This is a genomic window from Nocardiopsis sp. ATB16-24, from assembly GCF_030271535.1.
GTDB lineage: Bacteria > Actinomycetota > Actinomycetes > Streptosporangiales > Streptosporangiaceae > Nocardiopsis.
In genome coordinates this window covers 39,857-58,328 of record NZ_JASCXJ010000017.1, presented here as the reverse complement: position 1 = coordinate 58,328, position 18,472 = coordinate 39,857, and the positions used below count along the sequence as shown (strand labels likewise).

Genomic DNA, 18,472 nt, shown 5'->3' with positions numbered 1-18,472 from the left:
CCACATAGGAGTTGGCCGGTGTTGGACTGGCTTTACGACATCGTCGGCCGGATCTTGGTCTGGATCCACACGGGTCTGACCTTCATCGGCTTCGACACTGACAGCGGCTGGGCCTGGGGCCTGTCGATCGTCCTGCTCACCGTGCTGATGCGGCTGCTGATGGTGCCGCTGTTCGTCAAACAGATGAACACGCAGCGCAAGATGCAGGACATCCAGCCCAAGATCATGAAGCTCCGCGAGCGCTACAAGCATGACAAGGAGCGCTTGCAGCGGGAGTCCATGAAGCTCTACCAGGAGAGCGGCACCAACCCCATCATGGGTTGTCTTCCGCTGCTCCTACAGATGCCGGTCTTCTTCTCGCTCTTCAGCGTGCTGCGCAGTGTCGCCGAGGGCAACGCGCGCTACGGATTCGACGAGGAACTGGTGGAGAGCGCGCGGGCGGCGCTGATCTTCGAGGCGCCCATCGCCGCCCAGTTCAACAGTTCCCCCGAAGAGCTCCTGGAGCTCGGCGCCAGCGACCCGATCATGGCCAAGGTCATCATCGCCATCGCCTGTGTGCTCATGGGAACGACGACGTTCCTCACCATGCGGCAGAGCATCAAGCGCAGCATCTCCCAGATGCCCGACAACCCCATGATGCAGACCCAGAAGATCATGATGTACATGGCGCCCCTCTTCGGGCTCTTCGGCCTCATGATGCCGGTCGGTGTGCTGGTCTACTGGGTCACCTCCAACGTCTGGACCATGGGCCAGCAGCACTTCCTCTACCGGAACCAGCCGGTCGCCGGTGCGGCGCAGACCAAGAACGAGGGCAACGGGTCGGCCAAGGGCATGCTCAGCCGAAAGAAGGTGGCCGAAACCACGCCTGAGCCGAAGGAACAGCCTAAGATCGAACGCAAGCAGCCGAAGAAGCAGTCGCGTGCCAAGCGCACCGGTGGCGGTTCCCGCTAGGGAGTGTTCGGTGGGCGCCGCCCACCGAACAGAGTGGGTGCCGGCCGAACGAGACCCGCTCCGCTTGGCCCCGGTTGCGCAGAACGTTCGAGTGCGCAGGCGATAATGCCCCTGAGGCGTACGGTGGCCAGGGTGAAGGATCGAGGAGACGGGAACGCTGTGGCAGGTAGTCAGGAAGAGAGCGGCGGAGTAGCGGTGGCTGAGACACCTGAGGGCGGAATCGATATCGAGGCCCTGGAGAACGAGGGTGACATCGCCGCGGACTACATCGAGGGACTTCTCGACATCGCGGATTTCGATGGCGACATCGACATGGACGTCGAGGGCGACCGCGCACTGGTCTCCGTGGTGGGCGCCACGCTCACCGAATTGATCGGTGAGCGCGGTGAGGTCCTGGAGGCGCTTCAGGAGCTGACCCGGTTGGCCGTGCATCGGACGACCGGTGAGCGCAGCCGTCTGATGCTGGACATCGGCGGGTACCGGGAGGGGCGTCGCAAGGTGCTCTTCCAGGTCGGAACGGACGCCGCCAAGAGGGTCAAGGAGACCGGCGAGGTGTACCCGCTGGAGCCGATGACCCCGTTCGAGCGCAAGGTGGTGCACGATGCCGTGGCCGCCGCGGGTCTGCGCAGTGAGTCCGAGGGCGAGGAGCCGCACCGCTACGTGGTGGTGCACCCCGCGTCGTAGGGGCACGTATTCCCCGAGGGGGCGATGTTTCACGTGAAACATCGCCCCCTCTTCTTGTTTCACGTGAAACATCGCGTCGAGGTCGGAGTGCCGATGGTGCCGTGCGCCCTTCTCCTTCAGGGGAACGACCTCGGGGAGCGGGGGAGAAGGGGAGTTCTCCGGAGTCGGGGAAGCCGACGTGAAACGATGGTGCCCCACGCGCGTAGGATCAGGAAGGATCTTCTTTCCCCGCGCGCGGAACCCTTGTCCGCAGCGCGCCACCCCCTCGCCGGTCGGTGCGCCGTTGTGCGGCTGCCATGGCGGATCGAGCATGGAAGTGATGATGGACGAGTGCGCAGGTGATGACCGATGACCTCGGGCGCTGAGGAGGCCGGCGAGGTGCTCCCGGCTCCGCCCGACCAGGCGGAGGTCGTTTTCGGCGACTCCCTGCCGAAGGCGCGCCACTACGCGGAGCTGCTCGCCGACGACGGGGTGCGGCGTGGGCTGATCGGGCCTCGGGAGGTGCCTCGCCTGTGGGAGAGGCACCTCATCAACTGCGCCGTCGTCGAGGAGTTGCTTCCCGAAGGAGCCGAGGTGGTGGACGTCGGTTCGGGCGCCGGCCTGCCGGGCCTGGTGCTCGGCCTCATGCGTCCCGACATCCGGATGGTCCTGTTGGAGCCCCTTCTGCGTCGGACGATCTTCCTCGACGAAGCCGTCGCGCTGCTGGACCTGCCCAACGTGGAGGTGCGGAGAGGAAGGGCGGAGGAGGTCCACGGTGAGCTGTACACCGATTTCGTGACCGCGCGGGCGGTCGCCCCTCTGACGCGTCTGGCCGGATGGTCCCTTCCGTTGCTGCGGAAGGGCGGAAGTCTTCTCGCGCTCAAGGGGGAGCAGGCGGAGGCCGAGTTGGCCGCGGCGAAGCAAGAAGTTTCGAAACTGCGGCCGAGCGTTAGCGATGTGATACGGGTGGGTCGGGGTAAAGTCGATCCCGCTACCACGGTCGTTCGCGTCACGGTGACATCCGACGGTGGTCCACCCCCGCCCGGATCACAGAAGAAGGCGCGGGGTGGCAAGAAGAAACGCGGACGGAAGAGGTGAACTCATTCGTGCCCCAGAACCCAGCCGAAAAGCCTGCTGTTTCACGTGAAACACCTTCGGGGGGCTATGGAGACCTGCTCGATGTTTCACGTGAAACATCGCCTGAAGATTCCTACGGCATCCCCGACACTCCACTCGCTCGCGCGGCCCATGCGGCCATGGCGGTTCGCGGGCACGACGAGGTCTGGCCGCGCCCCGGTTCCTGTCGGGTGATCGGAGTCGCGAACCAGAAGGGCGGTGTCGGCAAGACGACCACCACGGTCAACATCGCCGCGGCCCTGGCGATGCACGGACAGCGTGTTCTCGTGGTCGACCTCGACCCCCAGGGCAACGCGTCCACCGCTCTCGGTATGGAGCGTGACAACCAGACCCGTTCCATCTACCACTGCCTGGTGGAGGACGAGGAGATCCGCAAGCTCGCCCAACCGGTGCCGGGCATCCCTGATCTGTGGTGCGCGCCGGCCACCATCGACCTGGCCGGCGCGGAGATCGAGTTGGTCTCCCTCGTCGCGAGGGAGGCGCGGCTCAAGCGGGCCTTCGCCGCCTACGACACCTCCGAGCTGGACTACATCCTCATCGACTGCCCGCCCTCGCTCGGCCTGCTCACGGTGAACGCGATGGTGGCGTGCGACGAGGTCATGATCCCGATCCAGTGCGAGTACTACGCCCTGGAGGGGCTCGGCCAGCTGCTTCGCAACGTGGAGCTCGTGCAGTCCCACCTGAACCCGGGGTTGGCGGTCAGCACCATCCTGTTGACGATGTACGACGGCCGGACCAGGCTCTCGCAGCAGGTGGCCGAGGAGGTGCGCTCGCACTTCGGGGACACCGTCCTGGAGACGCTGATCCCCCGTAGCGTCCGGGTCTCGGAGGCACCGAGCTATGGCCAGTCGGTGATGACCTACGACCCCGGGTCCACCGGGGCGGTGGCCTACCTGGAGGCGGCCCGGGAGATCGCCCACCGAGCGCAGGGTGTCAGGACCTGACGAAGGGACCGCCCGGCGGGCGCCGCTGGGCTTGTGAGAAGTGTGGAGGGAATTGCCGGTGAGCCAGCAGCGGCGCGGACTGGGCAAGGGACTCGGGGCGCTCATCCCGCAGGGGCCGACGGGCCCCGCGCCGTCGGAGAGCGTGAGAGGACCCGTGCCCGAGCCGGTGGAACAGCGTGAGGTGGCGGGCCTGCCGGACGGGACGTACCTGGAGGAGATCGAACTCGGCTCGATCACCCCGAACCCCCGTCAGCCGCGGCACTACTTCGACGACCAGGCCCTGGAGGAACTGCGGGACTCCATCAGCGAGGTCGGCCTCCTCCAACCCGTCGTCGTGCGCAAGCTGGAGGGGGGCGGGGCTCCGCGGTACGAGCTCATCATGGGCGAACGCCGGTGGCGGGCGAGCAAGGAGGCTGGTCTCGACCGCATCCCGGCGATCGTCCGGAGCACCAGCGACGACGAACTCCTTCGTGACGCCCTGCTGGAGAACCTGCATCGACAGGAGCTCAACCCTCTGGAGGAGGCGGCGGCCTACCAGCAGCTGCTGGACGACTTCGGTGCCACGCACGGGGAGTTGGCCCAGAGGATCGGTCGATCCCGGTCGCACATCAGCAACACCCTGAGGTTGCTGAACCTGACCCCGAAGGTGCAGACGCGGGTGGCGGCCGGGGTGCTCAGCGCGGGACACGCGCGGGCGTTGCTGGGGGTGGAGGACCCCGACCTCCAGGATCGCCTGGCCACCCGCGTGGTCCAAGAGGGGATCTCGGTCCGTTCGCTGGAGGAGATGGTCGCGCTCCGAGAGGAGCCGGACGAGGACAGGCCTCGCCGCGCCTCGACGAGGATCACCGCCCCTCCTCAGGTGGAGGAGTGGGCGACACGTCTGGGAGACCGGTTGGACACCACCGTCAAGGTGGACATCGGAAAGAAGAAGGGCAAGATCGTCGTGGAGTTCGCGACGATGGAGGACCTGGAGCGCATCATCAGGCAGATGGAGTCCTGAACATCCATCGGCGGCCGTGTTTCACGTGAAACACGGCCGCTTCGTGTTTCACGTGAAACAGCGAAGGCCCCCGGAGGAAGTCCGAGGGCCTTCGGCGCGTGGTGCCGACCGAGTCGTCGGGACCGAGGAATCCGGTCGGAGGGCGACTACTGGTCCAGGTATTCGGCCAGGTCCTTCTCCAGAGCGCGCTTGGGCTTGGCGCCGATGATCTGCTTGACGACCTGACCCTTCGCGAAGAGGTTCATGGTCGGCAGGGACATGATGTTGTACGCCCGCGTCGTCTCGGGGTTCTGGTCCGTGTTCAGCTTGACGACCTCGATCTTGTCGCCGTGCTCCTCGGCCAGCTTGTCCAGGACCGGGGACATCTGCTTGCACGGGCCGCACCAGTCGGCCCAGAAGTCCACCAGGACGGGCTTGTCGCTGGAGAGGACCTCTTCCTTGAAGGTGTCGTCGGTGACGTGCTTGACAGCGGACATGCTTCTCCTTGTTCGACGGAACCGGGACGGGGGGTGGTCGGTGGCCGTGTCCGGCCGCCTGGTCGGTCAGTTGCCGCGCTCGGCGAGGTAGCGCTCGGCGTCCAGTGAGGCCGCGCAGCCGGTTCCCGCGGCGGTGATCGCCTGACGGTACTGGTGGTCGACCACGTCACCCGCGGCGAAGACGCCCTCCAGGCTGGTGCGTGTGGACGGGAAGTCCACCTTCACGTAGCCCTCCTCGTCGAGTTCGAGCTGCTTGTCGAACAGCTCCACACGAGGGTCGTGACCGATCGCGACGAACAGCCCGGTCACGTCCAGGGTGCCCTCCTCGCCGGTCTTGTTGTTGACGATGCCCAGGCCGGAGACGCGCTCCTCGCCCAGGACCCGGGTCACCTCGGTGTTCCAGAGGAAGCGGATCTTGTCGTTGGCGCGGGCGCGATCGGCCATGATGCGGCTGGCGCGCAGCTCGTCGCGTCGGTGGACGATGGTCACCGAGCGGGCGAAGCGGGTGAGGAAGAGGGCCTCCTCCATGGCGGTGTCGCCACCACCGACCACGGCGATGTCCTGGTCGCGGAAGAAGAATCCGTCACAGGTGGCGCACCAGGAGGTGCCGCGTCCGGACAGCTCCTTCTCCCCGGGCACGCCCAACTCGCGGTAGCCGGAACCGGTGGCGAGGATCACCGTGTGGGCGAGGAAGGTCTCACCGCCCGCCACGACCTCCTTGACGGGCTTGGTCAGCTCCACGGAGGTGACGTCCTCGGGCACCAGTTCCGCACCGAAGCGCTCGGCCTGCTTGCGCATCTGGTCCATGAGGTCCGGACCCATGACGCCGTCGGGAAAACCGGGGAAGTTCTCGACATCGGTGGTGTTCATAAGCGCACCCCCGGCCGTGATGGACCCCTCGAACACCAGGGGTCGCAGCTCGGCACGGGCGGCGTACACGGCGGCGGTGTAGCCCGCCGGTCCGGAACCGATGATGATGACATTACGGACGTCACTCACGCTCGTTGGCCCTTCACACAGTCACTGCCCTGGCCACGCGGTGTGACCCCAGGGGAAGATGGTTAGCACAACCGATGGTAGGCGCAGGGCATTCCCGCTCGGACATCGCTCAGCTTACCGGGGTGGGGTATATCCACAGATGGTCGGATCGTTCGTTCCGGCGGACCCGGAAGGAGGGCCGGCGGCCCCGACACGGAGCCTTCTGTGGTCGAACGCCTCGAAAGCGCGCAGAGGCCCCGAGGGGGCGTCGTGGTCTTCCGGGCAACCCCGGGTGGCGGTCCCGCTCTCCCTGACGCGCGAGCATCGTTCTGGCGGCCTCGGAGAGCCGTGGACGCAGCCGGGGCGAGCCCGTCGACGACCACGCCGCCCCCTGACTCGACCGAAGGGGTCGGTGGGCGCGGTCCGGACGGGCTCTTCGTCCGCGGACGAGACGGCCTGTGCGGCGATCGCCCACGAGACGGCCTGGTCCGTCCGGGCGGGTGAGCGGGTCGACAGGGCGTCGTGTCGACGGGTCTCCAAGGCGCCCTGTCGACATCGAGGTCACGGAGTCCGGATGGTCTCCCGGGCCAGGACGCTGCGCTCGGCGTCGCCGCCCTGGGCACAGCGGGGATCGACCACGTACACCTCGGTCTCCTCTCCCCGAGGAGCGGTGAACAGTACCCACGCCCGGGACGTGTCGTCGCCGTAGTGGGCGTCGTCCACCAGGGTGAAGTGCGCTCCGAAACTCCTCTCGAGGAGCATGGCGCACTCCACCATGCCGGGCGGTTCGGTCTCCAACGGATCCATGGGCGCGGCCTCCTCGCCCACGGGAGGTCCGCCCACGGGGGACAGGTCGAGTGTGCGAGCGGCCTGTTCGGACAGGGAGGCCTCGGTGTAGACGGTTCCGCTGCGCACCACCTGGGGAGCGTAGGACTGCGCGGTGTCCGGGGCGACCTCCTCCTCGGCGTTCTCCTGGAGCGGGGCCGCGACTCCGGCCTCCTCCTGTCCATGCGAGAGCACGCCGTTGAACACCGCCGCGCCACCGCCTCCGATGACGACCGCGGCGGCGGCCACCATCATCAGTCGCGGCAGGCTGAAGCCTCCCGGCCCCCTGTGCCCGCGCGGGAAGGGGACCACGGTGGCACCGCCCCGCTTCCGTGGCCTCTCGGCGGGATCCTCGACGGGGGCCCGATTCGAGGCCTCGGTCGAACGCTCGCGCGCCGCCTCCGCGATGCGCCGGTCAAGGAGGTCGGCGACGTCCTGCGGCATGGTCGGGGCCGGTACGGCGGCCAGGACGTCGCCGACCTCGGTCAGCTCGTCCAGGGTCGCCGCGCAGGTCTCACAGGTCTCCACATGGGCTGCGACAATGCTTTCCTCGTCGGGTTCCAGGAGTTCCTCGGCGAGGAAGGCGAGTGCCTCCACGTCTGGATGGGACGTCACGATGTGTTGGCACCTCCTCTCCTAGTTGTGACGTCTCCGCGTTGCCGAGGGTTCCTTAGATGGGCCAGGGAGGGAAGAAGTTTCGCGCGACCTCGCGCACACCTGCTCTTGACCGTTCCCGAGGCCACGTCCAGGATCTGTGCCGCCTCGTCCACCCGGTACCCGAGCATGTCCACGAGGGTCAGCGCCATGCGCTGGTCCAGCGGAAGTTTCTCCAACGCCGCGTACACGTCCAGGCGGGCCTCGGTCTGCGAGGCGTGGTCCCGGGCCCCGCCCATACGGCCCATCCGCTCGTTGGACATCACGTCCAGGGTGGAGTCCTCCGTGGGGGTGGCCGGGCGCACCTTACGGCGGCGAAGGCGGTCGTTGCAGGCGTTCACCACGATCCGGTGCAGCCATGTGCTCACCTGTGACTCGCCCCGGAAGCGGTCGGCCGCGCGGAACGCGGACAGGAAAGCGTCCTGGAGCGCGTCGGAGGCCTCCTCGGGGTCGCCCATGACACGCACGGCGACAGCCCACAGGCGCTCACGGTGCCGACGGACCAGGACCGCGAAGGCCTGGTCGTCGCCCTGAGCGTGCCTCTTCAACAGCTCCTGGTCAGGAAGCTCCTGGACCGCGTCCATCAGTACTGATCACATACCCCACACATCGGTGCCGTCGAAGTTCCGGTCTCCTCCTCGCCCGTGTCAAAGACCGAGTACTCCGACCTCGTTGATGGTCCCACGCCAGCGCCCGTCCACGTTGGGCAGTTCGGTGAACCAGACCAGCACGTACCGCCCGGTGGCGCCGCCCTCGATCTCGACGGTGGTGGAACCGGACACGCTCTGCTCCGCCGCGACGGGCAGTTTCTCGTCCAGGGAGGCCTGGTCACCGCCGACCGCGTTGTCGTCGCCGACGCGGATCTGCACGCCGTAGTCATGGTCGGGCATCTCCAGCTCGACCGCGTGGACCTCCTGGCTGGACTCCAGTTCGATCAGGAAACCCACTCCGGACTTGCCGACGCCCATGGGGTCCTTGTAGCCCTCGGTGTTCCACTCGGTGGAGGCGTCGCCGTCCAGCGCCCTGCCGGCCTTGTCCGAGTGCTCGTCGCCGTCGCCGAAGGGGTCGAACCCGGTGGCTCCGCCGATGGTCAGCTCCACCAGTTCCCGGGTCTGGTCGCCGTCCGTCTCCTCCTCGACGGCACCGTCGCCGCCCGCGGCCTCGTCCTCGGCCGAACGCATGTTGGCGCCGATCGTCCACGCGCCCACGACCACGGCGGCGAACAGCACCATCGCCAGGACGCCGACCAGGATCTTACGGGGAGAGGGCTGCGTGCGCGCGGCGCGACGGTCCATACGGGAGGGGGCCGAGCGTTCCCGGCTCTTTTCCTGGGGGCCCTCCCCGTTCCGCGCACCGGAGCCACCCCGCGCTCCCGCCGCGCCGCCTCGCGCGCTGCGGCGGGGCCCGGTGGTGCTGTCGAATTCCCCGGTACGCCGGGAGGTGCCCGGCTCCGGCGGTGGAGACTCCTCGGCGGGGGCGACCGGGAGCGGGATGAGACGGGGAACCTCGGCCAAGGCCGCGCAGAACTCGGCCGGAGAGGTGATCGGGGGCCCCGGCACCAGTTGTCCCGCGAGCTGCGGGAGGGCGGCACGCGTGGTGATGGTGGCCAGCGGTTCGGTGATGCCCTGCCGGATCTGGTGTGGTGGGTAGGGGCCCGCCGGGCCCTGGGGCGCCGCGTGCAGACCGCTCTGCGGTCCTCCGGGCCAGTATCCGGTGAGCGCCGCGTAGAGCAGGTTGCCGAGCCCTTGGGCGTCGGCCGCCGCGGGATCGGCGGTGTTGGCGCCCAGCAGCGCGGCGTCCACGCCGATGCCGGTCACCTTGACCGCGCCTCCGCTGCTCCACATGAGCTTGCCCGGGGTCAGGCACAGGTGGTGCAGGCCGCCCGCGTGCGCGGCGGCGATGGCCTCGGCCGCCTCGGCGACCAACCCGGCGGCGCGTTCGGGCTCCATGGGGCCTTGGGAGAGAAGGTCGGCCAGGGAGGATCCGATGACCCATTCCTCGACCACGTAGGGGATGGGGGAGGAGTCGTCGGCGTCGAAGACCTGGGTGACGCGCGCGTCGGGGATGCGGCTCGTGGCCCGGGCGGCGCGCACGACCTCGGAGGTGCGCGGGAATCCCTCGGTGAAGGTCCACACGGCGACGGGTCGGGCGAGCGTCTCGTCGGTGGCCTTCCAGCGGGTGGCGCCACCTGTCTCGCTCACCACTTGGTCGAGACGGTAGCGGTTGGCCAGCTTCGCCCCGGGTTCGATGAGGAAGGTGCTCATGATGGGAGTGACGGGTGCAGGTGCCGTGGTTTCGCGCCTGTGGCCGCTCCGGGTCCGCTTGTGGACCAGAGCGGTACGGGATGTGCGCGAGGGGGTCATCGGCCCTGTCTGCTGTCCCCAGCCTCCCTTCGGGCAGCTCGGATGAACATTGCTATAGCGGTAAAGCGATGCCTGTCCATGCTAGGACGCCTGAACAGCATCGTCGGAGGACACTGGATACCCATACACCCTTCGGGACGTATCGGCGCGTGACCACCCAACATCGTCTATTCCTGGTGATCAGCGGCGTCGTAGCCTGGTTTTGAGCAAATCGAGGAAAGATGTGACTTCCGTCACATTGAGGAGTTTGGCGGTGGCCACGAACAGCACGCCACCGACGACGCCGCCCGTCGTGATCGCCGCCAGTCCCGGCCACAGGTCGCCCGGCAGGCCCTGGAAGAGATGGATCGACACCACTCCGAAGACCACCGAGGGGACGGTCGCCAGATGCAGCTTGAACAGGGTGGACACGGTCCGGCGGCCGTCGAGGCCGTTCAACCTCCTGTTCAGGAGGTACCACATGATGACGGAACCCACGATGTAGTACAGACCGTAGGGCACCGGCAACCACACCACGATATGTTGCGGCTCCATGAAGAACAGCAGGCTGATCGCGGTCGTCGCGTGGGCGAACTCGGAGGGAATCGACACCAGGGCCGGGGTCCGGGTGTCGCCCAGGGCGTAGAACACGCGCATCTGGAGCTGGAACAGCGTGAAGGGGATCAGCATCACGCAGAAGACCATGAGGATGCGGCCGATGGCCTCGGCGTCCTGGGCGCTGGTGCTGCCCTGCGCGTAGATCATCACGCAGAACGGGATCGCGAAGACGATCATCGCGACCGAGATCGGCACGATCAGCACCGACGACAACCGGAAACCACGTGAGAAGTCACTGCGTACCTGGTCCTTGCGCCCGGCCGCGACGTGCTCGCTCATACGCGGCAGGAGCGCGGTGATCACGGAGACCGCGATGATCGCGTACGGCAACTGGAACAGCATCGACGCGAATTTGTAGGCCGCGATACCGGCCCCGGAGTCGAAGCCCGCCTCGGCCGCGCGGGCACCGGCGCGGGTCGCCACGTTGGTGGACACGAGAGCGCCCAGCTGCGCCACGACGATGTAGAGCATCATCCACGAGGCCGCGCCGGCCGCCTCGCCCAGCCCCGAGCCCCGCAGGTCCAGCCGGGGGCGCCAGCGGAAGCCCGCCGCCGCCAGCGCCCACAGCAGCACCGATGCCTGGACCACCTGTCCCGCGGCCGTGCCCAGGCCCAGCAGCATCAGCTCACCGGAGGTCACGGTCTCGGGGGTGCGACCCGGCCCCGCCAGGTTCAGGAACCACAGGCAGACACCGATGATGACCAGGTTGTTCAACACCGGAGCCCACATGGGGGCACCGAACCTGTTGCGCGCGTTGAGCATCGCGCTCGCCAGACCGCTCGCACCGATGAAGAAGATCTGCGTGACCAGGTACCGGGCCAGGACGACCGAGACGTCGTACTGGGCGCCGGAGAAGCCGCCCGCGTAGATCCGGATGAACCACTCCGCGATCAGCACCGACACCAGCGTGAGCACGAAGAGCCCGAGCAGCATCAGCGTGACCAGACGCTGTTCGGTCTTGTCGCCTCCGTCCGGATCCAGCTTGCGCCGTTTGACCAGGAACGGAACGAAGACGCTGGCCAACAACCCGCCGATGAGCAGGTCGTAGATCATGTACGGGACCATGCCGGCGGTCTGGTAGGCGTCGCCCAGCAACTGGGTGCCGATCGCCGCCGCCAGGATGATGGTGCGCACGAACCCCGTCACACGGGAGACGATGGTGCCCAACGCCATGATCAGACTGGACTTGGCGATGTTGCCGGGGGCGGTGTGGGCACTGCCCCCGATCTCGTCGCCGTCCTCCATCCGGTCGGCGGTGCCCACGTCACCGATGTCGCTCGGATCCCGGAGCGTGCGCAGACCGGTCTCGGGCGTGGTGGCCGGCTCCTCGCGCTCATAGGCGTCGAGCACGTCCTCGGGCATCACCATGTGACGACCGAGGGGTTCTCTTTCGGGCTCGGCCGAAGGCACGTGCCGGGATTGGTCGCTGGACACCGTGGGGCTGTCCTTACTCTCGTTCTGGAGGCTTCGGGTCTCGGCGGGTTCAGAGCCGGGGTGTCGGCATCAACGACGCAGGCGACCGCGGACCAGTTCCACCGCCGCGCTCAACTCCGGTACGCGCAGCAGCCGTGCGGAACCGAGGAAGAGCAGCAGACCGAGAGCGCATCCGGCGGCCGGGGCGCCGATGTAGGTGACCAGGCCGGGGCCGACGTGGAAGTCGAAGGCCCAGAGCACACCGAGGCCGGCCGCGATGCTCGGAAGGACGGCCAGGTGCAGGCGCAACATTGTGCCAATGACGTGTTTTCCGTCAAGTCCTCCGATACGCCGGCTCAGGACCAGACCGGCGATGGTCAGACCCGACAGGAACGAGAACATGAAGCCCGCGGCCACGCCCACCACCACCATGTTCGGTGGGAGCAACAGGTAGGACGTCATGGCCAGGAGGCTGTGGACGGCCAGGTTCGCGGCGCCGATCATCGCCGGGGTCCGGGTGTCGCCCATCGCGAAGAACACGCGCAACATCAGCTGGAACGTGGTGAACGGGACCAGGCCCAGCGACATGACAGCGAGGATCTGACCGATACTGGCCGCGTCCTGTACGGAGATGGAGCCGCGCGCGAAGGCGAGGATGGACAACGGCTCGGCGAAGATCGCCACCGCGAACGCGGTCGGCACCAGGACGAACGCCGAGATCCGCATCGTGCGGGAGAAGTCCGCGCGCACCGCGTCCCAGTTCCGGTCGTCGGCGTGGGCGCTCATCGTGGGCAGAAGCACGGTGATGAGGGAGACCGCGATGATCGCGTACGGCAGTTGGAAGAGCTGATAGGCCAGGTTGTAGGCGCTGATGCCCGCACCGACGTCCAGACCCCGCTCGATGCTCGCCACGTTCGCGGCGTTGGCGATGTTGGTGGTGATCCACAGTCCCGCCTGGGTGAGGAGGGTGTAGAGCATCATCCAGCCCGCGGTGCGCAGGGCCTCCCCGAGGCCGGAGCCGCGCAGGTCCATACGGGGACGCCAGCGGTAGCCGGTACGGCTCAGGGCCACGAACAGCACCAGCGCCTGGAGCGCCATGCCGCCCGCGGTGCCCGCGCCCAGCAGGGTGAGCTGGCCGTCGGTGACGGTCTCGGGAGTGCGGCCGGGCCCGGCCACCCACAGGAACACGCCCGCCACGCACATGATGACGACGTTGTTCAGTACGGGCGCCCAGACGGCGGCGCCGAAGCGGCCCCGCGTGTTGAGCATGGCGCTGAGCAGGCCGCTCAGTCCCACGAAGAAGATCTGCGCGAGCAGGTAACGCGCCAGGTAGACCGAGGTGTCGAACTGCACCGGGGTGAACCGGGAGCCGTACATCAGGATGAGGTACTCGGCGGCCAGGATCGCGGCCGCGGTGAGCAGGAACAGCGCCAACACCGTGGTGGTGAACAGCCGGTCCTCGGTGGCCTTGCCGCCGTCCGCGTCGCGCTTACGCCGCTTGACCAGGAACGGGATGATGACACTGGCCATCAGCCCGCCGATGAGCAGGTCGTTCAGGATGAACGGGATCGTGTGGGCCGTGTGGTAGGCGTCACCGAGCAGGTGCGTACCGATGGCGGCGCCCAGCACGATGGTGCGGGCGAACCCGGTGATACGGGAGGCCATGGTGCCCACGGCCATGATGGCGCTGGACCTCATCATGCCGCCGCCGGTGGTGCCGGCCTCGGAGCCGCCGTCGCCCTCGCCGCCCTCGGAGTCGGTCCGGGGCGCCTCGGTCGTCGAAGGCACGGTTTCGGTCCGGGGCAACTCCCCCTCCTCGAAGGAGGGGGAGGGGCCGCCGCCGGGGCGGACCGCGCTCTCACCGGGGAGAGCGCCTTCAGGCTGGACGGGACGGCGATGTTCGCCGCCGCCGTTCGGAGAGTCGGTGACCACGGTGGATCAGGGTTCCTTTCGTCCGACTGGGGAATGTCCGGGTGCGGCGCCGTGGGCCGACGCCCGCGGGTCGGGTACGAGTACGGCGTACACCGCTGTGGAGACGTGCCGGTGTGTCGACATGGCGCCCTGTCGGTAAGGGGTCATGTCACCCGCCGACCAGCGGGGAGCTCGGTCATTTTCCCGTACCGCCGGAGTCGCGCTCCGCGCTGTTCCGCTCGGGGACCGCGGCGGAGCCGCGCCCGGGGTCCGGATCACCGTCCCCGGGGTCCGAGGAGTCCGTGGCGGGCGTGTCCCCGGTGCCCTCCTCGGAGGCGTCCTCCCGCGCCTCCTCCTCCGGGTTCGCGGCGTCGCCCTCGACCCCGGAACCTTCGGCGGTCGGTGTCGCGTCGCCCTCGGCCTCGGTCGTCCCGGGCGCGGAGGCGCCGGGACGCGCCTGCCTGCGCACCCACTTGCGCAGTGCGCGCGGAGCCAGGGCCGCCACGAGGATCAGCAGGCCGATCCCGCTGATCATCAGCGCCTGCGTGCCCAGGCCGGTGGCGTTCACCGGGATCTCGGTGTCCTGGCTGCTGATGGGCTCGCCCTCGGCGTTCTGAAGGCTCACGTTCAGAACCGTCCGGCCGTTGATGCGGGCCGACAGCGGGACGTACACCGTGGTCTTGGCGCCGGGTTCGATCTCGAAGGAGTGCGTGTACTCGCCGACGCTCAGACGTTCGGAGTTCTCCGAGAACACCGAAAGGTGCACGTGGACGGTCTCGTCCTCCAGGTCGTTGGCGACCAGGATGCCGGTGGTCCCCGTCCGGCTGGCCAGGGTGACCGGTTCACCGGGGATGATCCGTACGTCGTGCATGCGGTCCTGTAGCGCCGCGGCGACCAGGGAGCGGGTGGCGCCGGCCAAGGCCTCCTCCTCCCGCCAGTACGCCGACTCCAGGCGCAGCAGCGCCGGACGGAACGGGTCCTCGTCCTCGACCAGGATGCTGTTGAACAGGCGTACGTCCCGGCGCACGTCCTCGACCTGGTCCAGGTAGGTGGAACTGAGTTCCTCCCCGTAGGCGCGGTCGGGGTAGGTCAGGCCCCGGCGGGTGTTCTCACGCTCCTCCGGTGCGGGCGGCTCGACCGTGTCCAGCCGCTCGGGGGAGAGCCACGGCAGGTCCTCGGACGCGGCCAGCACGCCTTGGGCGAACTCCGGGCTGGGGTTCCACCCGGGGAGGGGGGAGGCGATGACGACACGGTCATCGCCGGCGCTCTCGCCCGCGATCATCGCGGTCTCGGCCGCGAAGCGCTGGAGGGCGAGCGCGGTCTGACCGGGCTCCCAGGTCGGCATGGACAGCACGTCGGTGATCGCCGCGTCGGCGACCAGGGCGAACGACTCCTCGTCGGACCCGTCCTTCGGGTCGGGCAACGGGGCCTGTGCTCCGGGGGTCGTGGACAGCCAGGAGGCCGGAGGCATGGCGTCCTCGGCCAGCAGGAAGCGGGTGGCACCGTGCGAGGCGAGCAGGGCGTGGACGTCCTCGTCCATCAGACCGTTCGGAGGCAGGGCGAACGACCGGTCGGCCTCCAGTTCCAACGCCCGCAGGACGGCCTCCTGGCCGATCCTGAGAGAGGTCTCGGCGTCGGACTCCATGCCGTTGCGCACCAGGGCGACCAGGTCGGCGTTGGCGTAGGGCGCGGCCACCACGGTGTCGGCGGCCAGTACCCGGCGGGCCTCGCGCAGCCACACCTGGGCGGCCTCGCTCGCCTCGGCCTCGTACCGCTCGGGCTCGTCCTCCGCGGGCACCGCGAGCACGTCCTCCACGACTTCGTGGTCGTCGACGGCCATGCGGAGGATGTCGTCGAGAGTGCTGGGATCGACCGCCCAGGTGACGGGCACGCCCTCGGTGCGCGCGGGCCTCTCCGGAGCCTCCTGGTCGTCGTCGTCCTCCTCGTCCTCGTCCCCGGTCGCCTCCTCCGTGGGCAGGGGCCGCGCCGTCTCCTCGTCGGTGGCGTCGTCGGGGGACTCCTCCGGCGAGGCTTCGAGGCCGAGCACCTCGGCCAGGTCCTCGTCGCCGGCGTCGAAGGACAGGGGCGTCTGCGCTCCCGCGGCCAACAGGCGTCCCAGTCGGCCCTCCTCCGTGACGGAACCGTCCAGTCCGCCACTGAGGAAGGTGTCCTCGTCCGCGCGCTGGGGCCGCTCCATGAGCGGCCACACCCAGGCGAGGTCGACCGAGGGCGTGTCGTCGTCCTCGCCCGTGTAGGGAAGGAAGGTGTACTGGGCGCCGACGACCCCGCCGTCGCCGTCCACCGCCTCGACGACCAGGGGGTAGACGCCATAGGAACGCAGCCCCAGGTCCTCGACCGGCACGCTCAGGGAGTACTCCTGACTGGACCCGGGTGAGAGCTCCTCGGCGACCTCCTCGTCCGGACCGGGGGCGTCCGGCTGCCAGCCCTGGCCCGAGGCGAATCCGTCCAACTCGTCGCGGACGGTGAAGGGGTGTCGCGAATAGCGGATCCGTACGGTGACCTCGTTGATACTCTCCGAGGTGGTGTTGGCCACCTCGCCGGTGACCCGCAGAGTGCTGTCCTCGCTCACGGCGTCCGGTGTGATGCGCTCGACGATGAGCGGCTCGGCCGCCCCGCCCTCGGGTTCGGCGTGCGCGGGCGTGGCCGGTATCGGGAACAACGCGGTGGCCATGGCCATGACCACCGTCGCGGAGGCAAATCGACGCAACGCTTGACCGGTTTCCTGATTCGGGTCCAGGTGGCCGTCCCGCCAGGACTGTGGTGGAGGGGACGGTCGGGAGTACCCGCACGGCGCGACGGCGTACGCGGGTCGGGTGGACGCGGGGTAACCAGGGCGTCCCACCACTTCCCCGAAGATACCGCCTTCCCCGCACCCTGAGTCGGGTAAGGATAGCCGGGCGGCGTGTGGTGGGCGCCCCGTCCCCCATCGAACGGCGGCGATCCGTCGCGGGCGTGCCCGATCCACGCACGGCGTGGTCGTCCTCAGAGGAAACGATTCGCGGTTTGCGGCGGGCGACACTTAATCTCGTTGTGTGCCGAACACAGAGTTTTCGCATGAGAGCGACACCGCCCAGCAGCATGATGCCGAGGCCTCGGCACCGGAGAGGGTGAAGCTGACCGGGGCCCAACGGGCGGCGGTGACGGCGTTGGCCGATTCCTTCCCCCTGGTGTCGGAGGAGCTGGGAGAGCGCTTCGCCGTGCACGACCAACAGCTCGCCCTCGTCGGTGGGCCGGTGCGCGACGCACTTTTGGGAAGGTCGTCCAACGACATCGACCTGACCACCGACGCGGTGCCCCAGCGCATCCTGGAGCTCGTGGACGGTTGGGCCGACGCCGTGTGGACCGTCGGCATCGACTTCGGCACCGTGGGGCTGCGCAAGAAGGGCCTGCAACTGGAGATCACCACCTACCGCAGTGAGTCCTACTCGCCCAAGTCCCGCAAGCCCGAGGTCGCCTACGGCACCGACATCGAGGACGATCTCCTACGTCGCGACTTCACCGTCAACGCCATGGCGGTGCGTCTGCCGACCTTGGAGTTCGTCGACCCCTTCGGTGGCCTGGCCGACCTGAGGGAGAAGGTGCTGCGAACCCCGGGAAGGCCCGAGGACTCCTTCAACGACGACCCGCTGCGCATCATGCGCGCGGTGCGCTTCGCGGCCCAGCTCGATTTCTCCCTGGCGCCCGAGGTGGTCGAGGCCGCCCGTGGCATGGTCGACCGCCTGTCCATCGTCTCAGCCGAGCGCATCCGCGACGAGCTGAGCAAACTCATGCTCAGCCCGAACCCGCGCCGTGGGATCGAACTGATGGTGGATCTGGGCGTGGCCCCGTACGTGCTGCCGGAGATCCCCAAGCTGCGTCTGGAGATCGACGAGCACCATCGGCACAAGGACGTCTACGAGCACTCGCTCACGGTCCTGGACCAGGCCGTCCAGCTGGAGAGGGAACGCGGCCACGAGCCCGACCTGGTGTTGCGCCTGGCCGCTCTGCTGCACGACATCGGCAAGCCCAAGACGCGCGCCTTCGAGTCGGGCGGGCGGGTGACCTTCCACCACCACGAGGTGGTGGGCGCCTCGATGAGCCGCAAGAGGCTCGGCGCACTGCGCTTCTCCAAGGACGTGGTGTCCGACGTCAGCACCCTGGTCGAACTGCACCTGCGTTTCCACGGCTACGGCAAGGGGGAGTGGACCGACTCGGCGGTGCGCCGTTACGCCCGTGACGCGGGTCCCCAGTTGGAGCGGCTGCACATTCTCACCCGGGCCGACTGCACCACCCGGAACCGACGCAAGGCGGCGGCGTTGTCGCGTGCCTACGACGACATCGAGCGACGCATCAAGGAGCTCGCCGAGCAGGAGGAACTGAACCGTATCCGCCCGGACCTGGACGGCAACGAGATCCAGGAGATCCTGGGGATCAAGCCCGGGCCCATGGTGGGACGCGCGTACCGCTACCTGCTGGAGTTGCGTCTGGAGAACGGTCCGATGGGCAAGGAGGCCGCGACCGAGGCGCTGCGGGCCTGGGCCGCCGAGCATCTGTGAGGCC

At 68.5% G+C, this 18,472-nt stretch carries 14 protein-coding genes; 6 read left to right on the top strand and 8 right to left on the bottom strand.

All coding sequences use genetic code 11. The features are described from left to right. Positions 1-18 precede the first annotated feature (18 nt). From yidC to PFX91_RS17600, 5 genes are all read left to right on the top strand, one after another. Positions 19-951: a membrane protein insertase YidC gene (yidC, locus tag PFX91_RS17620; protein ID WP_285733267.1), complete on the top strand. Its 933-nt coding sequence runs from the start codon at positions 19-21 to the stop codon at positions 949-951. A 195-nt stretch (positions 952-1,146) separates the two neighbouring features. Next, entirely contained in the window at positions 1,147-1,635 is a 489-nt protein-coding gene (locus PFX91_RS17615; RefSeq protein ID WP_285733266.1) for a Jag family protein, read from the top strand. A 348-nt stretch (positions 1,636-1,983) separates the two neighbouring features. After that, positions 1,984-2,712: a 16S rRNA (guanine(527)-N(7))-methyltransferase RsmG gene (rsmG, locus tag PFX91_RS17610; RefSeq protein WP_285733265.1), complete on the top strand. Its 729-nt coding sequence runs from the start codon at positions 1,984-1,986 to the stop codon at positions 2,710-2,712. A 158-nt stretch (positions 2,713-2,870) separates the two neighbouring features. Continuing rightward, positions 2,871-3,695: a ParA family protein gene (locus PFX91_RS17605; RefSeq protein WP_285733264.1), complete on the top strand. Its 825-nt coding sequence runs from the start codon at positions 2,871-2,873 to the stop codon at positions 3,693-3,695. Positions 3,696-3,753: 58 nt separating this feature from the next. Continuing rightward, a complete protein-coding gene (locus PFX91_RS17600) occupies positions 3,754-4,695 on the top strand; it encodes a ParB/RepB/Spo0J family partition protein (RefSeq protein ID WP_285733263.1) in 942 nt (313 codons plus the stop codon). A 146-nt stretch (positions 4,696-4,841) separates the two neighbouring features. On the opposite strand, the gene trxA is transcribed toward PFX91_RS17600, so the two are convergent. From trxA to PFX91_RS17560, 8 genes are all read right to left on the bottom strand, one after another. Further along, entirely contained in the window at positions 4,842-5,171 is a 330-nt protein-coding gene (trxA, locus tag PFX91_RS17595; protein ID WP_285733262.1) for a thioredoxin, read from the bottom strand. A 66-nt stretch (positions 5,172-5,237) separates the two neighbouring features. Continuing rightward, complete coding sequence (trxB, locus tag PFX91_RS17590) at positions 5,238-6,170, bottom strand: thioredoxin-disulfide reductase (RefSeq protein WP_285733261.1); 933 nt, start codon at positions 6,168-6,170, stop codon at positions 5,238-5,240. 540 nt (positions 6,171-6,710) lie between these two features. Beyond that, positions 6,711-7,589 (bottom strand): cupin domain-containing protein, encoded by an 879-nt coding sequence (locus PFX91_RS17585; protein ID WP_285733260.1) that lies wholly within the window; start codon positions 7,587-7,589, stop codon positions 6,711-6,713. Beyond that, positions 7,586-8,212, bottom strand: a complete 627-nt coding sequence (sigM, locus tag PFX91_RS17580) for an RNA polymerase sigma factor SigM (RefSeq protein ID WP_285733259.1) — start codon at positions 8,210-8,212, stop codon at positions 7,586-7,588. The genes PFX91_RS17585 and sigM overlap by 4 nt, the downstream gene beginning before the upstream one ends. 63 nt (positions 8,213-8,275) lie before the next feature. Then, the gene (locus PFX91_RS17575; RefSeq protein WP_285733258.1) at positions 8,276-9,892 is read right to left on the bottom strand and encodes a protein kinase family protein; all 1,617 of its coding nucleotides are present in this window, start codon (positions 9,890-9,892) and stop codon (positions 8,276-8,278) included. Between the two features lie 279 nt (positions 9,893-10,171). Then, complete coding sequence (gene murJ, locus PFX91_RS17570; protein WP_285733361.1) at positions 10,172-11,956, bottom strand: murein biosynthesis integral membrane protein MurJ; 1,785 nt, start codon at positions 11,954-11,956, stop codon at positions 10,172-10,174. Between the two features lie 135 nt (positions 11,957-12,091). Next, positions 12,092-13,933: a murein biosynthesis integral membrane protein MurJ gene (gene murJ / locus PFX91_RS17565; protein ID WP_285733257.1), complete on the bottom strand. Its 1,842-nt coding sequence runs from the start codon at positions 13,931-13,933 to the stop codon at positions 12,092-12,094. A gap of 175 nt (positions 13,934-14,108) precedes the next feature. Further along, entirely contained in the window at positions 14,109-16,610 is a 2,502-nt protein-coding gene (locus PFX91_RS17560; protein WP_502888331.1) for a DUF6049 family protein, read from the bottom strand. Between the two features lie 355 nt (positions 16,611-16,965). Between PFX91_RS17560 and PFX91_RS17555 the strand changes: the two genes are divergently transcribed. Then, positions 16,966-18,468 (top strand): CCA tRNA nucleotidyltransferase, encoded by a 1,503-nt coding sequence (locus tag PFX91_RS17555; RefSeq protein ID WP_285733255.1) that lies wholly within the window; start codon positions 16,966-16,968, stop codon positions 18,466-18,468. Positions 18,469-18,472: the final 4 nt, after the last annotated feature.

What these genes read in the sequence shown, in the direction of transcription:
- rsmG (WP_285733265.1), top strand. Translation starts at nt 1,984, where the DNA reads ATGACCTCGGGCGCTGAGGAGGCCGGCGAGGTGCTCCCGGCTCCGCCC.
- PFX91_RS17605 (WP_285733264.1), top strand. Translation starts at nt 2,871, where the DNA reads ATGGCGGTTCGCGGGCACGACGAGGTCTGGCCGCGCCCCGGTTCCTGT.
- trxA (WP_285733262.1), bottom strand. Translation starts at nt 5,171, where the DNA reads ATGTCCGCTGTCAAGCACGTCACCGACGACACCTTCAAGGAAGAGGTC.
- sigM (WP_285733259.1), bottom strand. Translation starts at nt 8,212, where the DNA reads ATGGACGCGGTCCAGGAGCTTCCTGACCAGGAGCTGTTGAAGAGGCAC.
- PFX91_RS17575 (WP_285733258.1), bottom strand. Translation starts at nt 9,892, where the DNA reads ATGAGCACCTTCCTCATCGAACCCGGGGCGAAGCTGGCCAACCGCTAC.
- murJ (WP_285733361.1), bottom strand. Translation starts at nt 11,956, where the DNA reads ATGGTGATGCCCGAGGACGTGCTCGACGCCTATGAGCGCGAGGAGCCG.
- PFX91_RS17560 (WP_502888331.1), bottom strand. Translation starts at nt 16,610, where the DNA reads ATGGCCATGGCCACCGCGTTGTTCCCGATACCGGCCACGCCCGCGCAC.